Source organism: Lentilactobacillus dabitei (genome assembly GCF_019061365.1).
GTDB lineage: Bacteria > Bacillota > Bacilli > Lactobacillales > Lactobacillaceae > Lentilactobacillus > Lentilactobacillus dabitei.
Genome location: NZ_JAHPPD010000022.1, coordinates 14470 through 33459, shown reverse-complemented (window position 1 = coordinate 33459; position 18990 = coordinate 14470). Strand labels below are relative to the sequence as shown.

General features: G+C 41.5%; 19 protein-coding genes and 1 riboswitch. Of the genes, 18 read left to right on the top strand and 1 reads right to left on the bottom strand.

The features are described from left to right. Positions 1 to 151: 151 nt before the first annotated feature. The 15 genes from KTE19_RS05110 to KTE19_RS05040 all read left to right on the top strand — a co-directional run bounded on the left by KTE19_RS05110 (position 152) and on the right by KTE19_RS05040 (position 13768). Positions 152 to 1012 carry a CvfB family protein gene (locus KTE19_RS05110; protein ID WP_217161301.1) on the top strand — a complete coding sequence of 287 codons (861 nt, stop codon included), beginning with the start codon at positions 152 to 154 and terminating at the stop codon, positions 1010 to 1012. A gap of 7 nt (positions 1013 to 1019) precedes the next feature. Beyond that, positions 1020 to 1907, top strand: a complete 888-nt coding sequence (xerD, locus tag KTE19_RS05105; protein WP_217341755.1) for a site-specific tyrosine recombinase XerD — start codon at positions 1020 to 1022, stop codon at positions 1905 to 1907. A gap of 17 nt (positions 1908 to 1924) precedes the next feature. Further along, positions 1925 to 2287 carry a reductase gene (locus tag KTE19_RS05100; protein WP_217161299.1) on the top strand — a complete coding sequence of 121 codons (363 nt, stop codon included), beginning with the start codon at positions 1925 to 1927 and terminating at the stop codon, positions 2285 to 2287. Next, positions 2280 to 3029 carry a segregation and condensation protein A gene (locus KTE19_RS05095; RefSeq protein ID WP_217161298.1) on the top strand — a complete coding sequence of 250 codons (750 nt, stop codon included), beginning with the start codon at positions 2280 to 2282 and terminating at the stop codon, positions 3027 to 3029. The genes KTE19_RS05100 and KTE19_RS05095 overlap by 8 nt, the downstream gene beginning before the upstream one ends. Then, entirely contained in the window at positions 3016 to 3615 is a 600-nt protein-coding gene (gene scpB, locus KTE19_RS05090) for an SMC-Scp complex subunit ScpB (RefSeq protein ID WP_217161297.1), read from the top strand. The genes KTE19_RS05095 and scpB overlap by 14 nt, the downstream gene beginning before the upstream one ends. Continuing rightward, positions 3612 to 4337: a pseudouridine synthase gene (locus KTE19_RS05085; RefSeq protein ID WP_217161296.1), complete on the top strand. Its 726-nt coding sequence runs from the start codon at positions 3612 to 3614 to the stop codon at positions 4335 to 4337. The genes scpB and KTE19_RS05085 overlap by 4 nt, the downstream gene beginning before the upstream one ends. 47 nt (positions 4338 to 4384) lie before the next feature. Further along, a riboswitch (FMN riboswitch) is annotated at positions 4385 to 4504 on the top strand. An 82-nt stretch (positions 4505 to 4586) separates the two neighbouring features. Next, on the top strand, positions 4587 to 5171 hold the full coding sequence (locus tag KTE19_RS05080) for an ECF transporter S component (protein ID WP_217161295.1): 585 nt from the start codon (positions 4587 to 4589) through the stop codon (positions 5169 to 5171). 96 nt (positions 5172 to 5267) lie between these two features. After that, a complete protein-coding gene (locus tag KTE19_RS05075; RefSeq protein WP_217341754.1) occupies positions 5268 to 6323 on the top strand; it encodes a helix-turn-helix domain-containing protein in 1056 nt (351 codons plus the stop codon). Continuing rightward, a complete protein-coding gene (locus KTE19_RS05070; protein ID WP_217161293.1) occupies positions 6316 to 7764 on the top strand; it encodes a RecQ family ATP-dependent DNA helicase in 1449 nt (482 codons plus the stop codon). Before KTE19_RS05075 ends, KTE19_RS05070 begins: the two co-directional genes overlap by 8 nt. 64 nt (positions 7765 to 7828) lie before the next feature. Continuing rightward, positions 7829 to 8503: a LysM peptidoglycan-binding domain-containing protein gene (locus tag KTE19_RS05065; RefSeq protein WP_217341753.1), complete on the top strand. Its 675-nt coding sequence runs from the start codon at positions 7829 to 7831 to the stop codon at positions 8501 to 8503. 37 nt (positions 8504 to 8540) lie between these two features. Beyond that, positions 8541 to 9224: a (d)CMP kinase gene (gene cmk, locus KTE19_RS05060; RefSeq protein ID WP_217161291.1), complete on the top strand. Its 684-nt coding sequence runs from the start codon at positions 8541 to 8543 to the stop codon at positions 9222 to 9224. Positions 9225 to 9300: 76 nt separating this feature from the next. Next, on the top strand, positions 9301 to 10533 hold the full coding sequence (rpsA, locus tag KTE19_RS05055) for a 30S ribosomal protein S1 (protein WP_217341752.1): 1233 nt from the start codon (positions 9301 to 9303) through the stop codon (positions 10531 to 10533). Positions 10534 to 10648: 115 nt separating this feature from the next. Beyond that, positions 10649 to 11956, top strand: a complete 1308-nt coding sequence (gene der, locus KTE19_RS05050; RefSeq protein WP_217341751.1) for a ribosome biogenesis GTPase Der — start codon at positions 10649 to 10651, stop codon at positions 11954 to 11956. A gap of 204 nt (positions 11957 to 12160) precedes the next feature. Next, positions 12161 to 12436, top strand: a complete 276-nt coding sequence (locus KTE19_RS05045) for an HU family DNA-binding protein (RefSeq protein ID WP_054746621.1) — start codon at positions 12161 to 12163, stop codon at positions 12434 to 12436. A 69-nt stretch (positions 12437 to 12505) separates the two neighbouring features. Further along, complete coding sequence (locus tag KTE19_RS05040) at positions 12506 to 13768, top strand: tetratricopeptide repeat protein (RefSeq protein WP_217341750.1); 1263 nt, start codon at positions 12506 to 12508, stop codon at positions 13766 to 13768. Between the two features lie 89 nt (positions 13769 to 13857). Here KTE19_RS05040 and KTE19_RS05035 read toward each other — a convergent pair whose 3' ends face one another. Next, on the bottom strand, positions 13858 to 14742 hold the full coding sequence (locus KTE19_RS05035) for a YitT family protein (RefSeq protein WP_217161287.1): 885 nt from the start codon (positions 14740 to 14742) through the stop codon (positions 13858 to 13860). A 131-nt stretch (positions 14743 to 14873) separates the two neighbouring features. Here KTE19_RS05035 and KTE19_RS05030 point away from each other — a divergent pair, with 131 nt between their 5' ends. From KTE19_RS05030 to KTE19_RS05020, 3 genes are read left to right on the top strand one after another with little or no spacing between them, the layout of a single operon-like run. Further along, a complete protein-coding gene (locus tag KTE19_RS05030; RefSeq protein WP_217161286.1) occupies positions 14874 to 16094 on the top strand; it encodes a CCA tRNA nucleotidyltransferase in 1221 nt (406 codons plus the stop codon). Positions 16095 to 16097: 3 nt separating this feature from the next. Then, positions 16098 to 18017: an ABC-F family ATP-binding cassette domain-containing protein gene (locus tag KTE19_RS05025; protein ID WP_217161285.1), complete on the top strand. Its 1920-nt coding sequence runs from the start codon at positions 16098 to 16100 to the stop codon at positions 18015 to 18017. A 21-nt stretch (positions 18018 to 18038) separates the two neighbouring features. Continuing rightward, on the top strand, positions 18039 to 18989 hold the full coding sequence (locus tag KTE19_RS05020) for a thymidylate synthase (protein ID WP_217161284.1): 951 nt from the start codon (positions 18039 to 18041) through the stop codon (positions 18987 to 18989). Position 18990 lies beyond the last annotated feature (1 nt).

The following is an 18990-nucleotide window of genomic DNA, read 5'->3' as shown; positions in this document are numbered from 1 at the left end:
GGACAGTGATGTCCCATTTATTCTGGATAAAAAAACTGGCATTGATGATTTCCATCAATACCAGAAAGTTTAGACCCCTTTATGAATCAGTTCGATATTTACCGCTAAAACGTGTAAAATAAGATCATGAAGTTTTAGATCGGAGATAACCATGAATAATATAATTGCGCAAGTTGTGACCGGTAAAGTCATTGATGAAAATGAGAAGGACTACTATGTTCAAATTGAAGGAGAAACTTTTCTCTTGGACAAGACGGAAGTTAACAAGCCCTTAAAAATCGGTGCCAGCTTTACCGGCTTCACCTACGAAAATGAACAACATAAAATGCAAATCACGCGGAATATCCCCAAGATTCGACGAGATCACTATGGCTTTGCAACTGTCGTTAAGGAGAAATTTGGCCTTGGTGTGTTTGTTGACATTGGTCTGCCTAACAAGGATGTTGTTGTGTCCATTGATGAATTGCCCACCATTCGGTCACTTTGGCCACAGGCTGGTGATCAGCTGTTGATATGTCTGACAGTTGACAACAAGAATCGGATCTGGGGCCACTTAGCCGATGAAGAAATTTTTGCAGCGATTTCTCGCCCAGTTACTGGTGACATCAAGAATAAGAATTTGAAAGCGCGTGTTTACCGGCTGAAAATGTCTGGCACTCGCTTATTGACTGAAGATTATCACTTGGCATTTTTGCATCCCGATGAACGTCAAATCGAGCCTCGTCTCGGCGAAGAAATGAGTGGTCGGGTGATCGGGACCTTGCGGGATGGCTCAATTAATATTTCGACCAAGCCAAGGGCGTACCAAGAAATTGGTGAAGATGCGCAGATGATTTTGGCAGCTATTAACCATACCGATGATAAACAATTGCCTTTCAGCGATAAAAGTACCCCAGATTCAATTAAAGATTATTTCGGAATCAGCAAGGGGGCATTTAAACGCGCCTTGGGTCACTTATTAAAAGGACAATTAATCGAACAAGAGGATGGTTATATCAAGTTAAAGAAGTAGGGATAACATGATTGACCAAGTTGAAGACTATTTGCATTATCTGCGGGTTGAGCGTGGCTTGTCTGAAAATACATTAACCAGCTACCGTCAAGATCTATTGGAAGCTGTTCATTACTTTAAAAAAACAGTTTCCAAGTTCAGCCAAGTTGATCAATTTTTGATTTTGGATTATTTACAAACGCTCCAAAACGACAATAAAGCTCGCAATACTGTCATTCGAACAGTTTCCAGCTTGAGACGCTTTTTTCAGTATCTGGTTCAATTTGGGATTGTCCAAGAGGATCCAATGCTCAAAGTTGATTCTCCCAAGAAAGCTCAGGGCTTACCTGACGTCTTGACAGAGCAGCAGGTAGATCTGCTGTTGGCCACCCCTGATACCGGCAAGAAGCTGGGAGTGCGCGACCGAGCAATCCTAGAGACGCTATATGCGACCGGGTTACGGGTCAGTGAATTAATTAACCTTAAATTGGTTGATTTGCACCTCTCGATGAATTTGTTACAAACGATTGGTAAGGGCGACCGTGAACGAATTATTCCCATTAGTGACGTTGCCTTGGATTGGCTAAACCGGTATTTGAAAACAACCCGACTGACATTATTGAAGAACCGGACCAATACCGACTATGTTTTTTTGAATGCTCATGGTCGGCAATTGACCCGCCAAGCAATTTGGCAAATGATTAAGAAGTATGTGGCTCAGGCTGGGATTAAAACACATGTCACGCCGCACACCCTCCGGCACTCTTTTGCGACCCATCTACTTGAAAATGGTGCCGATCTGAGAATTGTTCAAGAATTATTGGGCCACTCGGATATTTCAACTACCCAAATTTATACGCATATTTCTCACAAACATTTGAAAGAAGTGTACGATAAATTTCATCCCAGAGCTTAATTGAACGAGGTAATAGCATGTTATATCAATATCGTAAAGATTACGAAAAAATCACAATGGGTCTTTTTTCCCTCGTATCCGAACTTCAGAATATGGATCTCGTGACTCAAGAAATGAATTGGTACGCTGGCAGTGATAATCGCATGATTTACCTCTGGCGGGATCAAAACAATAATTGGTCAGGATTGGTTGGCATTGAATTGCGAGGCAAACAATTATTAATTCATCGATTGGTTTTAACGCCTCAAAGTGTTGATCAGCGAAACTACAATCAACTTTTAGACGAATTGCAAGCCCTCTATCCTGACGACACGATTATTAGTGGATTTGATAACCGAGAGATCTGCGCTAAATGGGAGAAGTCAAAGCCTCATGCCTGAAACCACACAACCCCAATTACATTTGAATGATTTTGATGGACCATTAGAAGTTCTGCTGCACTTGATTCAGCAGTCCAAGATGGATATTTATGATATCCAGATTTCCAAAATCACCGAGCAATACATGGATTATATCTATGATGCTCAAAAGTTGAACTTGGAAATTATTGGTGAGTATTTTGTGATGGCTGCCAAGTTAATGGTGATTAAATCAAAAATGCTGCTGCCAACCGAAAATGTGGTTGATCCTGACAAGGAGACTGACGATCCGCGAGCTGAGTTGGTTGCTCAGCTATTGAATTACAAACGCTATAAGGCGGTTTCTTCCGAATTGAAGCAGCTTGAAGCCAAGCGGCGTTGCAGTTTTACGCGATCAGAAATGGTGGCTGCTCCATCAAAAGAAGCGCTGATGGTTCCGTCACCTTTTAATTCATTAGATTTGATGGCAAGTTACGTTGATGCTTTGAAGAATTTTCATTATAATCAACCAATGTCCACTGTGATTCATGAGTGGGAATTTACAATTGAAAGTCAAACAAAATTGGTTCGGAAATTATTGCAGCGGTCAGCTGCCCACATTTCGTTCGATAAGCTGGTCAGTCACACCCATAAAACTGAAGAAGTGGTCACTGACTTCTTGGCGATTCTGGAAATGGCCAAGTACAACGAAGTGATTTTGAGGCAGGATAGTCCAGATAAGTCAATCCAAATTAGAAGGGGACCCGCATATGACAGTGAGTAATTTAGCAAAAGTCGAAGCACTGCTGTACGCTTCTGGTGATCAGGGAATCACGTTGCGGCAGATGTCACAGCGAACTATCCTGACCGTCGCTGCTTGTCGCCAACTAGTCGAACGGATCGCTGAACAATTTATAAATGATGGCGATTGTGGTTTGAAAGTATTTATTAGCAACGATGTCTACCGTTTAGGTACCAAGGAAGAACTGGCCAGCCTGGTTGAGGATTATGTTAATGATGCCAAGCCGCGAGTGCTTTCACAGGCTGCCTTAGAAACGATTGCGATTATCATGTATAATCAACCAGTTACCAGAATTGAAATTGATCAGATTCGGGGAGTTAATAGTTCGGCAATTATTCATCGATTGTTGAACCAAGATCTGATTGAGGTTACCGGCGTCAAACAAGAAGTCGGCAATCCTAAACAGTATGGGGTCACTAATTCTGGTTTGGATTATTTTGGCCTCAAATCACTGGATGACCTGCCAGAATTACCTAAGGATGAAGGCTTGGATGAAAATACCAGTGACGCACTGCTAACAAGATTTAACAAGGAAATTGATCATCAAGATCAGGAGATGAACAAATGAGTGAACGATTGCAAAAAGTGATTGCCCATGCGGGAATTGCTTCAAGACGAAAAGCGGAGACGCTGATTACATCAGGACATGTCAAGGTTAACGGGGAAGTTGTGACCGAACTTGGGACTAAAGTGACCTCAGCTGATGAGGTTAAAGTCGACGAGGTTCCGATTTCAAAAGAAACGCTTGTCTATTATTTATTGTATAAGCCACGGGGCGTGATTACCGCGGTAACCGACGATAAGCATCGAAAAACGGTTGTGGATATTCTCAAGGAAGTCCCAGAGCGGATTTATCCTGTTGGCCGGTTGGATTACGACACATCTGGATTGTTACTCTTAACAAATGATGGTGATCTTGACAATAAGCTCACCCATCCCAAGTATGAAGTTGAGAAGACTTACGTTGCCAAGGTTAAGGGGATTGTGACCAATGATGATTTGAAACAACTGCGAACCGGTGTCGTAATCGATTATCGAAAGACTGCCAAGGCCAAGACCAAGTTAATTCGAACGAATAAGGAATCGTCAATCGTTTCATTAACGATTCATGAAGGTCGCAATCATCAAGTTAAAAACATGTTCGAAAAGATTGGTCATCCAGTTGAAAAGCTTAGTCGAGAAACGTATGGCTTCTTGGATTTGCATGGGCTCCAGGCCGGTGAATACCGTCGGCTTAAGCCCCATGAAGTTGAAGAATTAAAAGAGTTATCTGACAACACAAAACGTTGACAATTTGTCAGTTTCTGATATATTTGTAATTGAAATTAAATAATTTGGTTTATCTTCAGGGCAGGGTGCAATTCCCGACCGGCGGTATAGTCCGCGACCGTGATTTATCACGTTGAACTGGTGTGATCCCAGTACCGACAGTAAAGTCTGGTATGCAGAAGATTAATTCTATGCGATTAATAATACCCTGACATATTCTATGTTGGGGTATTATTTTTGAAGATTGACCATTGGGAAGAGGTTTTTTCAATGGAAAATAGTGGCAACAATCGTCAGGTGCTGACGACCCGTTTGGTTGAGATGTCAGTGTTAGCTGGCTGCTCATATGTACTAATGTTTATTTCGTTTCCAATCATTCCGATTGTACCGTACATGAAGATTGATTTTAGCGACATGCCTATCTTGATTGGGACAGTTTTATTTGGGCCTGTTGGCGGCATGACCATCGCCGGATTGAAATCAATTCTGTATTGGGTGACCACCGGTGCATCGGTACCAGGATTGATTGGTGTGGGTTCCTCATTTATCTCGTCGCTGGTTTTGATTTGGGCATTTTACCTGGCTAATCGGGTACTTTCCGGAATGAAAGGTTTCAAAAAAGCACTGTTTGTCATTACCACAATGGCAGTCAGTTTGGCGATTATCATGTCTGCGCTTAATTGGAGTGCTGTGATTCCACTGTATATGAGCGTGATTGGGCTAAAACTCAGTTTACCATTAACCACAATCATTATGGCTGGGGTCGTACCGTTTAACTTAATCAAGGGAATTGTCGTTGGTGGGTTGTTCTATGCCATTAAAGATAAATTCCTGCCAAGGTTAAAGATTAAATAATTTTCTTGACGAACATCGTATATAATAGATATCAGATTAATAATGAGCTGTTTCAAAACGATTCGTTTTGGTTCGGCTTATTTTTTAGGAGAAAATATGGATCTTTCAACACTATATTTAATCTTTGGCGATGCCAATCAAGATCGCAGAGCTAAAGCAATCAAGAATATTTTAGATGGTAGGCGAACGGTTTCCAATCTTTATTGGGGGTTGGAGTATGGGTTATTGCCATATTTTGGTGCCCTTCATGATTTCGATTTAGGTGATGAACAGGCAGCCGTTGATACCTTGAACAAAGCCGGCTTGGCCACAGTGAGTGATGGATTGTTGTATCGGCTGAGCAGTCGAGGGGTTGATCAGCAAAACCAATTCCAAGCTTCAGTAACGCCCTTGAATGAGCTGGCGACTGTTGCTCAATATGACATTGTCCGGTTTTCGCGCCGGTTTATTTTTGCTGTTCAGGTGGTTTCGGAGTATAGTTATTCAAACAATCGGTATTATCCGCAAACAATTGGTTTCTTTGACGATCAATTAATTAAACGCTGGTTTATTCAAAATAAGCAGCGAAATTTGTCTAATTATTTTCACCAACTGTTGCAGCAATTTTTGAGTGGTTTGGAAAACGATCAACTGGCAGACATCTTTGCGGCCAGTTTAACAGGTCACGGTTTTTCTGGGCTAACGGAAGATCAGCTGGCAGTTCAAACGGATTTAGAACCGACAATTATTCAGCTGAATTGGTTAAAATTATATTCTCGATTATTTTTACTATTAAACAAAGATCCGGAAACACCTTTACAATTGCTGTTGACAGGTCTTACCAAACCTCTGATGTCAGGGAGTGCCAAGCAAACCTTTGATTTATTCGTTTCTGTCCGACAACCGGATCCAGCCACAATTGCCCAGTTACGTAAAATTAAGTTGACAACTGTTTATGAACATCTGATTGAAGCAGCGATTGAGCTGCCGCTCGAGCAATTTCCATATCAACGATTACTCCACAAACAGACCATTACTAACTTACGGCAAGCTGCCCCTGTAAATGTTGGTGAGTGGCAATTCAAAGCTGCTAAGGCTCAGATAGCTGATTTACAATTTTTTGAATTTCGACTTTTTCAAATTTCTGAACGAAAGAAGGGTGACAATGATTGACTTAACCGCTGAATTGCATCGATATTTGGGCTTTGACTCCTTTCGGCCTGGACAAAGAGAAGTGTTGGAAAATCTGTTTGCTGGTCGAGACACTTTGGCCATTTTACCAACTGGTGGCGGTAAAACTCTGTTATATCAATTATATGGGGCCATTACCCATCAGCGGGTTGTCATTGTTTCTCCCTTGATTTCCCTCATGCAAGATCAGGTCAGCAGATTGCAGTATTTAGGGTCAAAACGCGTGGTTGCCATTACTTCGGCTATGGATTTTCAGGAACGGGCAGCAATTTTACGCAATCTCAATCATTATCAGTACATTTATGTGTCGCCTGAAATGCTAAGTAATCGAAATATTTTTGAAATGATTGCGAGACAATCTATCGGCTTGTTTGTCATTGATGAAGCACATTGTATTTCTGAATGGGGCCCTGATTTTCGGCCTGATTATCTGCGGCTTGGTAGAATTCGACATCAGCTTGAAAATCCACTCACGTTGATGATGACTGCAACGGCCACTCAACGAACCAGGGATGATATTTTAAACCGGATGGGGTTTACGGCCACAGGCGTCAAGCAATTGGTATTGCCGACCAACCGTTCAAACATTTTCTTGAGCGCTAAAATTTGTGCAAATCTGCCAGAGAAAAATGAACAGTTGGAAACGCTTGTCAAAGAGTTAAATGGTGCCGGCATCATTTATTTTTCCAGTAAAAAGCAGACTGAGCAGATTGCCGCGATGTTAAGCCAAAAGACCGATAAACGGGTGATGGCCTATCATGGGGGGATGGACAATCAGCGTCGCTTTTTGATTCAGCAGCAATTTATGAACGGTGACATTGATATTGTTTGTGCGACCAGTGCTTTTGGAATGGGAATTGACAAGGAGAATGTCCGTTATGTGATTCATTATCACCTTCCAGATAATATTCAGAGTTACGTGCAAGAAATTGGTCGTTGTGGACGAGATCAGCAGCCCAGCCTCGCAATTTTGCTTTACGAGCCCAACGATCAGTATCTCCAACAGAACCTGATTGCTAACACAATTCCTGAAGAACAGCTTCTCCGATACCTTTACCAACATCCTGACAAGTTGCAGAACAACGATGCTTTTCGAGTGATTAAGTATTATTACGATATTGGCAAAACCGTGGATCAAACGTTGGCTATTTTTGATCAGGCTAAATCTCGGCGGATTGGCGAGTTGAATGCGTTAATTCAGTATATTTATACAACGGGCTGCCGTCGGAAGTTACTGCTTCAACATTTCGATGAAACGGTTGAGCATGTCGATCCAGAATTTTGCTGTGATTTTCATACCGATTTTTGGGGAAATTGGCGGCAGTTCAATCAGCAATATTTGAAATCTTCAGAAACGGATCAAGGCGTTCAATCGACGGATTGGCACCAAATTATTGATAAATTGTTTTTATTAAAAAATTAAGAAAACTTTACCGAAAATAATGATAAAATAAAAATGTCTATATCCATATGAGGGAGGGGTTAATATGAATACGAATGACCCACAAAAGAAATCGGCGGATGACCAACCGTGGAATCAAACATTTTCTGAGGATCGTGATGAAAACGGCAATTTATCTCGAGTGAAACTACGAAAAGAAAGCCAGAATCATCACTTGATTACGATCATCCTTGCGGCGTTAATTATTATTGTTGCGCTGGTCGCTTTAGCTTATGGATTGATTCGCCAAAGTGCAATGGGACAGGCTGATTCAAGTAAGTCTGCTTCGTCAGTTAGAGTTGTCAGACAAGATAATGCAAAAAAAAAATCGTCTTCAGCTCACTCTGATGTGAAAAAAGAGAACGTAAAGCAGTCTTCAGTTAGTAAGGCCAAAACTGCCGAGCGCTCAAAACGCGAACAGAAACGAGCGAGTGCTGCCGAATCGTCTCCAACAATGAAAGCAAAGGCATCCACTAGTTCAAGTATCACAGCAGCCCCTAGCGAATCAATTGCCCAAAAGCCCGCGGGAACTTCAGCTGCTAAGAGGACAACAGCGACACATAAATCGGCCTCAGGAAGTCGGTATGCGACTGTTGAGCCGGGGCAAGGCCTTTATCGGGTGGCCGTTAACCACGGCATCAGTTTAGCAGAACTGATGCGGTTAAATGGATTGAGCACAACGTCATCAATCCATCCTGGTCAGCAATTACGGGTTCGATAAAGATTTACTAAAATATTGTCAGGTAAGGAATGTTAAAATGCATAAAAATGGATTACAAGTTGCGATTGATGGTCCCGCGTCCGCGGGTAAAAGCACGGTTGCCAAATTAGTTGCCAAACAATTTGGCTATATCTACTGTGATACTGGTGCAATGTATCGGGCAATCACCCTGAAAGCAATTCGAGCAGGAATTTCCTTGGATAATGATTCTGAAATTTCTAAAATTGCCAAGACAACTTCAATTACTTTTGCTCCCGATCAAGGCGGGCAAAAGGTTTTTATTGACGGCCAAGAAATCACTGAAGCCATCCGCCAAGAGGATGTAACCAATTCGGTTTCAGCAGTTGCTGCAATTGGCGATGTTCGACAAGAACTAAGTGCTCAGCAGCAGTCAATTGCAAAAGACGGTGGGATTGTCATGGATGGTCGCGATATTGGAACGGCTGTTTTACCCAAGGCTGAGGTCAAAATCTTCTTGATTGCAAGTGTTGCAGAACGGGCCCAACGACGATACAAAGAAAATATTCAAAAAGGCATTAATACGCCACTTGATGAATTGCAGCTGGAAATTGAGGCCAGGGACTATAAAGATTCTCATCGAAAGATCTCTCCGCTTACTAAGGCTAAGGATGCGGTCGAAATTGACACCACTTCACTTTCTATTCAACAGGTGGTTTCTGAGATCGCAAAAGTGATCAACCAAAAATTGAATGCGAACTAATTGTTCAATTAACTGGTAATCTTAGTGAATTTAAGATAAAATTATGAATAGAGTTGTTTCAAGGAGGAATTGTTTGATGAGTGAAAATGCAAATAACGATAAAAATGATTTATTAAACGCTTTAAATAGCGTTAATGAAGTAAAAGTGGGCGATGTTGTCACTGGTGAAGTTTTAGCCACTGATGATAATCGTCAATTAATTGTTGGTATTGAAGGTTCCGGTGTTGAAGGCGTTGTTCCTGAACGTGAATTAGGTGCCAACCAAAAGTTTGAGGATATCAAACAGGGTGACAAGTTAAAGTTAATTGTTACTTCTAGAATTGGTAGTGACAAAGAGGGCGGCAGTTTTGTCCTTTCATCACGTCAGATTGAAACTCGTAAAGTTTGGGATGAATTGGCTGAAAAGTCAAAGAATGATGAAACAATCACTGCAAAAGTTTCCCAGGCTGTTAAGGGTGGCTTAGTTGTTGATGCTGGTGTTCGTGGCTTTATTCCAGCTTCAATGATTTCAGATCATTTTGTTGATAATTTGAATCAATTCAAGGGTCAAGAACTTGAATTGAAGATTATTGAAATTGATCCAGTTGAAAACCGTTTAATTCTTTCACATAAAGCAATTGTTCAGGCTGAAAAGGCTCAAGAACGTGAAAAATTAATGGAAACTCTTCATGAAGGTGACATTGTTGAAGGAACGGTTGCTCGTTTGACAAGTTTTGGTGCCTTTGTAGACCTTGGCGGCATGGACGGCTTGGTTCATGTTTCTCAAATCGCTTACGAACGGGTTGAAAAGCCATCAGATGTTCTTAAAGTTGGCCAACAAGTTAAAGTTAAGGTATTATCAGTTGACTTCGACCGTAACCGAATTTCACTTTCAATTAAACAAACTCTTCCAGAACCTTGGGACGGAATCGAAGAAAAGGCACCCGTTGGCAGTGTCCTTGAAGGAACTGTTAAGCGTTTAGTTGATTTCGGTGCCTTTGTTGAAGTATTCCCTGGCGTTGAAGGCTTAGTTCATATTTCACAAATTTCTCATGAACATATTGCCACTCCTGGTGATGTCTTAAAAGTTGGTGAAACAATTCAAGTGAAAGTCTTGGATGTTGATCCAGAAAGAAAACGTTTAGCACTTTCAATCAAGGCTTTAACTGATGCTCCTGAAGAAGATAAGCCAAAGAAGGAATCAGCACCTAAGCGTTCATCACGTAAGCCTCGTCAAAGTTCTAACAACAATAATGCTCCTGAAGAAGAAACTGGATTTACTTTGGGTGATATTATTGGTGATGAACTTAAGAAGCATGAAGATAAGTAATCATGTATCAATCAACCCAAGTTAGATAAACGGGAACACAAAGTGGATGGTGACAAAACCAAGTTTTGTCTCAGCCACTTTTCTTATGAATGAGTGAAAAGAAGGAGGCTATTTTATGGCAATGCCAACAGTCGCATTTATTGGTCGTCCAAACGTTGGAAAATCAACAATTTTCAACCGAATCGCAGGAGATCGAATTTCAATTGTTGAAGATACCCCTGGGGTTACTCGTGACAGAATCTATTCACATGGAGAATGGCTAACAACCAAGTTTGCGATGATTGATACTGGTGGTATTGAAATCAGTGACGCTCCTTTCAGTACCCAGATTAAGAATCAAGCTGAAATTGCAATTGATGAAGCCGACGTAATCGTTTTTATCGTCAGTGGTAAAGAAGGGTTGACTGCTGATGACGAGCAAGTCGCTAAGATCCTTTATCGAAGTGATAAACCAGTTGTGTTAGCTGTTAACAAAGTCGATAATCCAGAAGGTCGAGAAGATATTTATGACTTCTATTCTCTTGGATTTGGCGACCCAATGCCAATTTCTGGGGTCCATGGATTAGGTCTTGGCGATCTGCTTGATAAAGTTGTTGAGAAGTTCCCTAAAACCGATGAGACGGCTTCCAATGATGATATTCGTTTCAGTATCATTGGTCGGCCGAATGTGGGCAAGTCATCGCTGGTCAACGCGATTCTCGGTGAAGACCGGGTCATTGTTTCAGATATTGCCGGAACAACTCGTGACGCAATTGACACCCGATTTGAAGCTGATGGAATTAAGTTCACAATGGTGGACACTGCCGGAATTCGAAAACGTGGAAAGGTCTATGAAAACACTGAACGTTACAGTGTGATGCGGGCCATGAAAGCGATCGACCAAAGTGATGTGATCCTATTTGTGATGAATGCTGAGGAAGGCATTCGCGAACAGGATAAGAAGGTTGCGGGTTATGCTCATGAGGCGGGTAAAGCCATTATCACCGTTGTAAACAAGTGGGATACGCTGAAGAAGACCAATCATACCCAGCAAGATTTTGAAACCCTGATTCGAAACGAGTTCCAGTATATGGCTTACTCCCCAATCATTTTTGTTTCGGCAGTGACTAAGCAGCGAATTGAAAAACTGCCACTGTTGATCAAACGCGTTTACGATAACCATGAAAAGCGGGTTCAATCATCTGCACTGAATGACGTGATCATGGATGCCATTGCTGTTCACCCAACACCAACGGTCAATGGTAAACGGTTGCGGATTTATTACGCAACTCAAGTCAAAGCGGGACCACCAACTTTTGTCGTATTTGTGAATAATCCGGATCTGATGCATTTTTCATATGTCAGATTTTTAGAGAACCAAATTAGAGAAAATTTTGACTTCAGTGGAACACCGATCAAAATCATCACCAGAAGCCGAAAGTAGTGCATTTTGCCCCAATTATTACAATATTGTCTTAATTAGGCGGATTTGGGCACTAAATTCGAATAAAACATTGCAATGACGGCGTTCTTATGCTATCTTGGAACAAGAAATGATACGAAAAGTATTGTTTTAGCAATTCTGGATTCCAACGAATCAAGTTTGTGATTTTTTACATACCTATCTTCGAGGGAGGTGAATACACTCATGGCAAATAAAGCAGAATTAGTAAGCAATGTTGCATCAGCAACTGGTTTAACTAAAAAAGATGCTACAGCAGCTGTGGATGCCGTATTTGATTCAATCCAAAGCAGTTTAGCAAAAGGCGACAAGGTTCAATTGATCGGCTTCGGTAACTTCGAAGTACGTCAACGTGCCGCTCGTAAGGGTCGTAACCCACAAACAGGTCAAGAAATTCAAATTCCTGCAAGCAAGGTACCAGCTTTCAAACCTGGTAAGGCGCTTAAGGATGCTGTTAAATAGTATTATTCATCTGTTAAGCCAGAACGGCATATGTCGGGCTGGCTTTTTTGATACCTATGGAGGACTGACATGACTTATTCACAAACCGCCCTTGACCAACTTGAAAGTGGTCAATTAGATGATTTCAAAAAATCATTTCAATTAGCATTGGCTAACGATTCAGACGACATGCTTTATTCACTTGCCGAGGAATTGTATTCGTTGGGATTTTCAGATGATTCAACTACTATTTATGAAAAGTTACTCAAAAAATTTCCAGATGACGATAATTTAAAAATTAATTTGGCGGAATTGGCAATTGATAAAGACGATGATGACAAGGCACTGAATTATTTGTCCCATGTATCACCGGAATCACCGGAATATATACGCTCATTGATGGTCTCCGCCGATCTCTACCAAACCCAGGGTATGTTTGAGATCAGTGAGCAAAAGCTCTTAGAAGCCCAAAAATTAGCTCCTGACGAGCCGGTCATTCAATTTGCGTTAGCTGAGTTTTACTTTACAACCCGCAACTATCGAAAAGCGATTAACTTATATCTGACCCTCATCAAATCCGGAACGCTTGAAATGTCCGCCGTTGATCTGGTTGAACGGTTAGGAGTCTCTTATGCGGAAATTGGCAAGTTTGAGCAGGCCGTTGGTTATTTGGAACAAATTAAACCTGTCAAAATGAGTAGTGACGTTAAATTTGAGTTAGCATTTACTTACTTTAATTTAAAAGATTACACCAAAGCAATTAAAGCATTTGAAGATCTTCGTGACTCCGATCCCCAATACAGCTCCTTATATCCATATCTAGCTGATTCATTTGTTAACCTGAAGCGAGTGGATGAAGCCTTGACAGCGATTCAGGAAGGAATTGCGATTGATCATTACAACGAAAAGATCTGGCAGAAGGCTGGTCAAATTGCAACAATGGCTAATGAGGATGATCTCGCGTTAAAATACTTGCTAAAAGGTCGAGAAATCGCTCCTGACGATATGGAAATCCTGACATTAGTATCTGACTGGTATATTTCCCATGAGCGTTACAGCGATAATCTGAAGCTTTTAGAGCCAGTCGTCGAAGATCATGTTTTTGATGCCCATTTAGCCTATAATTTGGCCCAATCTTATCAAAATGCTGGTAAGACGAAGTTGGCTGCCAATAATTATGAAATTGCTGCCCATGAATTGAGTGATAACCCAAGTTTCTTGAAACATGCGGCCTTGTTCTATCGAGAAGCAGCTGATGTTGAGAAAGAGAAGCAATATCTGAAGAAGTATCTTGAATTGGTGCCGGATGATTTGGAGATGGCATCGATGTACGATGAGGACATTGATTTATAACTAAAAGCATCCCCACAGAGACAGATTGAGTTTCTGGGAGGATGCTTTTTGAGTTGGACGAGACTGAACTGATCGGAAGTACACTCACATTACAGTATTTTGAACTTCTTTGGCCGCTTATACGTAAATCCTTCACCAATGGCCTCGTTAACATCTAAAATTGAAATAAACGCTTCCTTGTCGATCGATTCCACCAGTTGTTTTAAACTATGCAACTCACTCGGGGATACCACACAGTAGATGATTTGCTTGGGATGATGCGAATAGCCGCCCTCCGCATTTAAAAAGGTGACGCCACGGCTCAGTTCGCTCTGGATGGCCGTCGAAATGGCGTTTGATTCATTACTGATGATGAGAATTCCTCGGGCGGTGTAAGCACCCTGTTGGGTAAAGTTGACGATGACCGAAAAGATCCAGACGTAAATTAAAGTGTAGGCCATTTGGCGGACATCCAGATAAATCAGTGATGACAAGAGGACGATAACATCAATTGTTAATAGGGTTTGCCCCATTTGAATTCCTTTGAAACGTTCAAATAGGCGAGCAACAATATCGACACCGCCGGTTGTGCCACCGAAACGATAAACAATTCCACAGCCAAAACCGCCGAATAAGCCAGCACCGATTGCTGATAATAATAAGTCATGATCAATATTAATCACGAGGGGGACCCGTTGCCAGATCCACAGGAAGACAGCCAACACAATCGTGCCATACAGTGTATAAAACATATCCTTTTTACCAAGAAAGCGATAGCCAATGATAAAAAGTGGGATGTTGACCAAGATGGTTGAATAGGCGGGGTCAATGTGGAATAAAGCTCTCAAGATCAATGTAATACCAGTTACCCCGCCGTCAGCAAGGTGATTATAAATGTTAAAGAAAACAATTCCAAATGAATAAATTGCCGTTCCAAGTGCGATTACGATCAAATCAATCAACGAAATATTTAAATGAGTTTGTTTTTGTGCCATCGTTTTACCTCCCCGAAATAGTCACCGACTAATCATAGCAAGTTTCGTTGCCAAATGGCAATCATTGCGACATTCTTTTTTATTCTGGCCTTAATTCTGTTAAAATTATTAAAGGAGTAAAAAGAAATTGGATGGCGATTAGCGTGAAAATGGGTAAAATTCCAACTGAATTTCAAGAAGCTTTACCAATCCTACGAAAGATTGAGGCCGCAGGATATGAGGCTTATTTTGTTGGCGGTTCCGTTAGAGACACACTCTTGCATCGACCAATTCATGATGTTGATATTGCCACTAGTGCTTATCCCAGCGAGGTTAAGAGCTTATTTAAGCGAACAGTCGATACCGGAATTGAACACGGAACGGTGATGATTCTTGATCACGGAAATGGTTATGAAGTGACGACTTTTCGGACCGAGTCGGGCTATCAAGATTATCGCCGACCGGACGAAGTGAACTTTGTGAGGTCGCTAAAAGAAGACCTTAAACGCCGAGATTTTACAATCAACGCGCTTGCAATGAGTGAGAGCGGACAGATCACTGATTTATTCGGCGGTTTGGCTGATATGGAGGCTAAGATTATCCGCGCGGTGGGTGATCCTAACGAACGTTTTAATGAAGATGCTTTGAGAATGATGCGGGCAATCCGGTTTGCCAGCCAGTTAGACTTTAAAATCGAAGCAAAAACCCTTGCCGGCATTAAACGTCATAGTCAGTTACTGGCAAAAATTGCTGTGGAACGAACCCATTCCGAGTTTGTCAAAATGATGATGGGGGTCGATGCTCAAAATGGCTTGAACTTGGCTATTGAAACAAACCTTTATAAATATATGCCGGAATTAGGCAATCAACTGGCTCAGTTACAAGCGATCGTTAACAGCCATTTTCGACTGACTAATGAGCCTCAGGTTTGGTCATTACTAGCCCTTTATTTCAACTTGTCAGCCGAAGCGATCCGCACATTTTTGAAAAGGTGGAAGACCGCCAATAAAGTGATCAATGATGTTATACTAACGACTGAATTACTTTTTAGAATGAGTTCGAATGAACTGTCCAACTGGGATTTATACCGAGCTGGCCGGGAAAATGTTGAAAACGCTGTTAATATTTTGAATGCCATTTCCACCAGTGATTTCTCCGGGTACGTGGCTGACTATGACCACTTACCAATCACGGACAAAAAACAACTTAAAATTACCGGCGGCCAACTCATTAAGGATGGGATTTTAAAACCCAGCCCACAATTGGGTGAAACGTTAAATTATTTAGAAAAAGCTGTGGTTGACGCTAAGGTGGCCAACACCCGACCGGCGCTCATCAGTGCGACAAAAAGTTTTATAAACGAGGATGATTAATTAATGGAAACAATGCGGGTTGAAGGATTAACCAAAACGTATGGTGAAAAAACGCTTTTTGATAATCTCAGTTTTATGATCAATGAACATGATCGAATTGGGTTGATTGGAACAAACGGAAGTGGCAAAACATCGCTTTTGAATGCAATTTCTGGAATGGATCATGATTCGATTGGCGATATCATTACTTCCAAGTCATATACGATCGGCTATTTGACCCAGGATCCCGAACTTGATGACAATTTATCGATTATGGATGCCGTTTTTTCGGGTTCACAGAAGGTTTATCAAACAATCAGAAATTATGAAAATACGTTGAAAGAATACTCTGCCCATCCAGAGGATGAAACAGCAGAAAAGCGCTATACCAAGGCTGAAGCGCGAATGAATGAAGAAGATGCCTGGAACGCTCAAAGTGATGTTAAAACGATTTTGACCCAGTTAAAAATCGATGATTATAACCAAAAAGTTGGTGAACTTTCCGGTGGCCAACGCCGACGTGTCGGATTGGCTCAGGTGTTGATTCAATCGCCCGACCTTTTGTTGCTGGATGAACCGACTAACCATTTGGACTTTGACTCCATTGACTGGTTGCAAAATTACTTGGCTGGTTATAAGGGCTCCCTGATTGTTGTAACCCATGATCGATATTTTCTGGATCAGGTTGCTAATAAAATTTGGGAACTGTCATTTGGTAAGCTCTACGAATACGAGGGAAACTATCAAGATTATGTTGCGCAAAAAGCCACTCGGGTACAGGGAGAAATTGATGCCCAACACAAAACCCAACAGCTTTACAAGTCGGAACTGGCTTGGATGAAGACTGGTGCGAAAGCCCGTTCTACCAAGCAACAAGCTCGGATTAATCGATTTAATGATCTCAAAGAAAATGTGAATACGCTCAAGCTTGATCAGGACGTTGATATTTCACTTGGTCAAGCCCGACTAGGTAAAGAAGTTATTAAGATGAAGGACGCCAACTTGAGTATCGCTGGTCAAACCATCCTGAAAGATTTTAATATTTTGGTTCAGCCCAACGAACGGATCGGAATTAGCGGCGAGAACGGCGCCGGCAAGACCAGCCTACTGAATGTCATTGCCGGGCGGTTGAAACTGGATTCGGGCATCATAAAGATTGGCGAAACGGTTAAAATGGCGTATTATACCCAGTTAACGGAACCGATTCCAGAAGATAAGCGGGTGATTAGCTACTTAAATGAAATTGGTCAGCAAGTCACTGACAAGAATGGTCAAAAAATCAGTGTGACTGAACTTTTGGAGCAATTTTTATTCCCAAGATTCATGCACGGGACACTGATTCGGAAATTATCCGGTGGTGAAAAGCGGCGTCTTTACCTGTTAAAGTTATTGATGCAGCAACCAAATGTTTTATTGTTGGATGAGCCAACCAATGATTTGGACATTGCAACCTTGACGGTGCTGGAAGATTATATTTCTAAATTTCAAGGAACGGTCATTACCGTTTCTCACGACCGTTATTTCTTGGATAAAGTGGCCGATCGATTGTTGATATTCGATGGTGATGGCGTCATCGAAGAGCATCGTGGCCGGTTTACAGATTATTTAGCTCGCAAACACCAGTCCGTAAAAAAAGAAACTAGTCAAGCTAAATCTGTTTCGGTTAAAGAAAAAGCGCCGGATTCCGCTGAGAATTCCAGTGATAACGACAAAGATAACGACAAAAAGAAAAAATTAACGTATGCTGAGCAACTTGAGTACGGTCATATTGAGAAGGATATTGATACTCTGGAAGGCCAACAGTCTGAAATCGAAAAGCAAATGCAGTCCAATGGCAGTGATTATGACAAGCTTGCCGATTTACAAGCGCAAAAGGACGAATTAGAAGCAGAAATCGATCAAAAGATTAAACGTTGGGAATACCTGAGTGAATATGCTGAATAACCATTTAAAAGGAGAATTGTCATGTTAGAAGATGCCTATTTAAACCTCGAAAAGTATGTTTTGGAAAACGGTCACAAGAAATCCGACCGAACCCACACTGGTACTTTGAGTACTTTTGGATACCAAATGCGTTTTGATCTTTCTGAAGGATTCCCGTTACTGACGACAAAAAAAGTGCCATTCGGCTTGATTAAGAGCGAATTATTATGGTTCTTAAAGGGTGGCACAAATATTCGGTTCTTATTACAACACAAGAATCATATCTGGGATGAATGGCCATTCCAAAACTACGTTCAATCTGCTGATTATCAAGGCCCAGACATGACCGACTTCTCTCATCGGGCCCTCAAGGATCCTGAATTTAACAAAGTATACAAGGAACAAATGAATTTGTTCTGTCAAAAAATTCTTGACGATGAAGACTTTGCCAACAAATATGGCGATCTTGGCTTGATTTATGGGAGTCAATGGCGCGCTTGGAAGACTTCGAAGGGCCAAACCATTGATCAAATTCAGAATGTGATTGATTTGATCAAGAATCATCCTGATTCCAGAAGAATGATTGTTTCCGCCTGGAATCCAGAGGACGTGCCTTCAATGGCTCTACCTCCTTGTCATACAATGTTCCAGTTTTATGTCGTTGATGGTAAATTAAGCTGTCAGCTTTACCAGCGTTCAGGCGATATCTTTATTGGGGTTCCGTTTAATATTGCCAGTTACGCGCTTTTAACGTCCTTAATCGCTCGCGAATGCGGTCTGGAAGTTGGTGATTTTGTTCATACGCTCGGAGATGCTCATATTTATTCCAATCACATTGAACAGGTAAAGGAACAATTAACCCGGAAACCACATAATGCCCCACAATTATGGTTAAATCCGGAGAAGCAACATCTTGACGATTTCACGATGGGCGATATTAAAGTTGAGAACTATGATCCATATCCCAAAATTCAAGCGCCAGTGGCCGTTTAGG

Excerpts from the sequence above, each read along its gene's own strand:
- KTE19_RS05030 (WP_217161286.1), top strand. The coding sequence starts at position 14,874 with ATGGCGATTAGCGTGAAAATGGGTAAAATTCCAACTGAATTTCAAGAA.
- KTE19_RS05045 (WP_054746621.1), top strand. The coding sequence starts at position 12,161 with ATGGCAAATAAAGCAGAATTAGTAAGCAATGTTGCATCAGCAACTGGT.
- KTE19_RS05095 (WP_217161298.1), top strand. The coding sequence starts at position 2,280 with ATGCCTGAAACCACACAACCCCAATTACATTTGAATGATTTTGATGGA.
- KTE19_RS05085 (WP_217161296.1), top strand. The coding sequence starts at position 3,612 with ATGAGTGAACGATTGCAAAAAGTGATTGCCCATGCGGGAATTGCTTCA.
- KTE19_RS05020 (WP_217161284.1), top strand. The coding sequence starts at position 18,039 with ATGTTAGAAGATGCCTATTTAAACCTCGAAAAGTATGTTTTGGAAAAC.
- KTE19_RS05100 (WP_217161299.1), top strand. The coding sequence starts at position 1,925 with ATGTTATATCAATATCGTAAAGATTACGAAAAAATCACAATGGGTCTT.
- xerD (WP_217341755.1), top strand. The coding sequence starts at position 1,020 with ATGATTGACCAAGTTGAAGACTATTTGCATTATCTGCGGGTTGAGCGT.
- der (WP_217341751.1), top strand. The coding sequence starts at position 10,649 with ATGGCAATGCCAACAGTCGCATTTATTGGTCGTCCAAACGTTGGAAAA.
- KTE19_RS05080 (WP_217161295.1), top strand. The coding sequence starts at position 4,587 with ATGGAAAATAGTGGCAACAATCGTCAGGTGCTGACGACCCGTTTGGTT.
- KTE19_RS05065 (WP_217341753.1), top strand. The coding sequence starts at position 7,829 with ATGAATACGAATGACCCACAAAAGAAATCGGCGGATGACCAACCGTGG.
- KTE19_RS05035 (WP_217161287.1), bottom strand. The coding sequence starts at position 14,742 with ATGGCACAAAAACAAACTCATTTAAATATTTCGTTGATTGATTTGATC.
- cmk (WP_217161291.1), top strand. The coding sequence starts at position 8,541 with ATGCATAAAAATGGATTACAAGTTGCGATTGATGGTCCCGCGTCCGCG.
- KTE19_RS05025 (WP_217161285.1), top strand. The coding sequence starts at position 16,098 with ATGGAAACAATGCGGGTTGAAGGATTAACCAAAACGTATGGTGAAAAA.
- rpsA (WP_217341752.1), top strand. The coding sequence starts at position 9,301 with ATGAGTGAAAATGCAAATAACGATAAAAATGATTTATTAAACGCTTTA.
- KTE19_RS05075 (WP_217341754.1), top strand. The coding sequence starts at position 5,268 with ATGGATCTTTCAACACTATATTTAATCTTTGGCGATGCCAATCAAGAT.
- KTE19_RS05070 (WP_217161293.1), top strand. The coding sequence starts at position 6,316 with ATGATTGACTTAACCGCTGAATTGCATCGATATTTGGGCTTTGACTCC.
- KTE19_RS05110 (WP_217161301.1), top strand. The coding sequence starts at position 152 with ATGAATAATATAATTGCGCAAGTTGTGACCGGTAAAGTCATTGATGAA.
- KTE19_RS05040 (WP_217341750.1), top strand. The coding sequence starts at position 12,506 with ATGACTTATTCACAAACCGCCCTTGACCAACTTGAAAGTGGTCAATTA.
- scpB (WP_217161297.1), top strand. The coding sequence starts at position 3,016 with ATGACAGTGAGTAATTTAGCAAAAGTCGAAGCACTGCTGTACGCTTCT.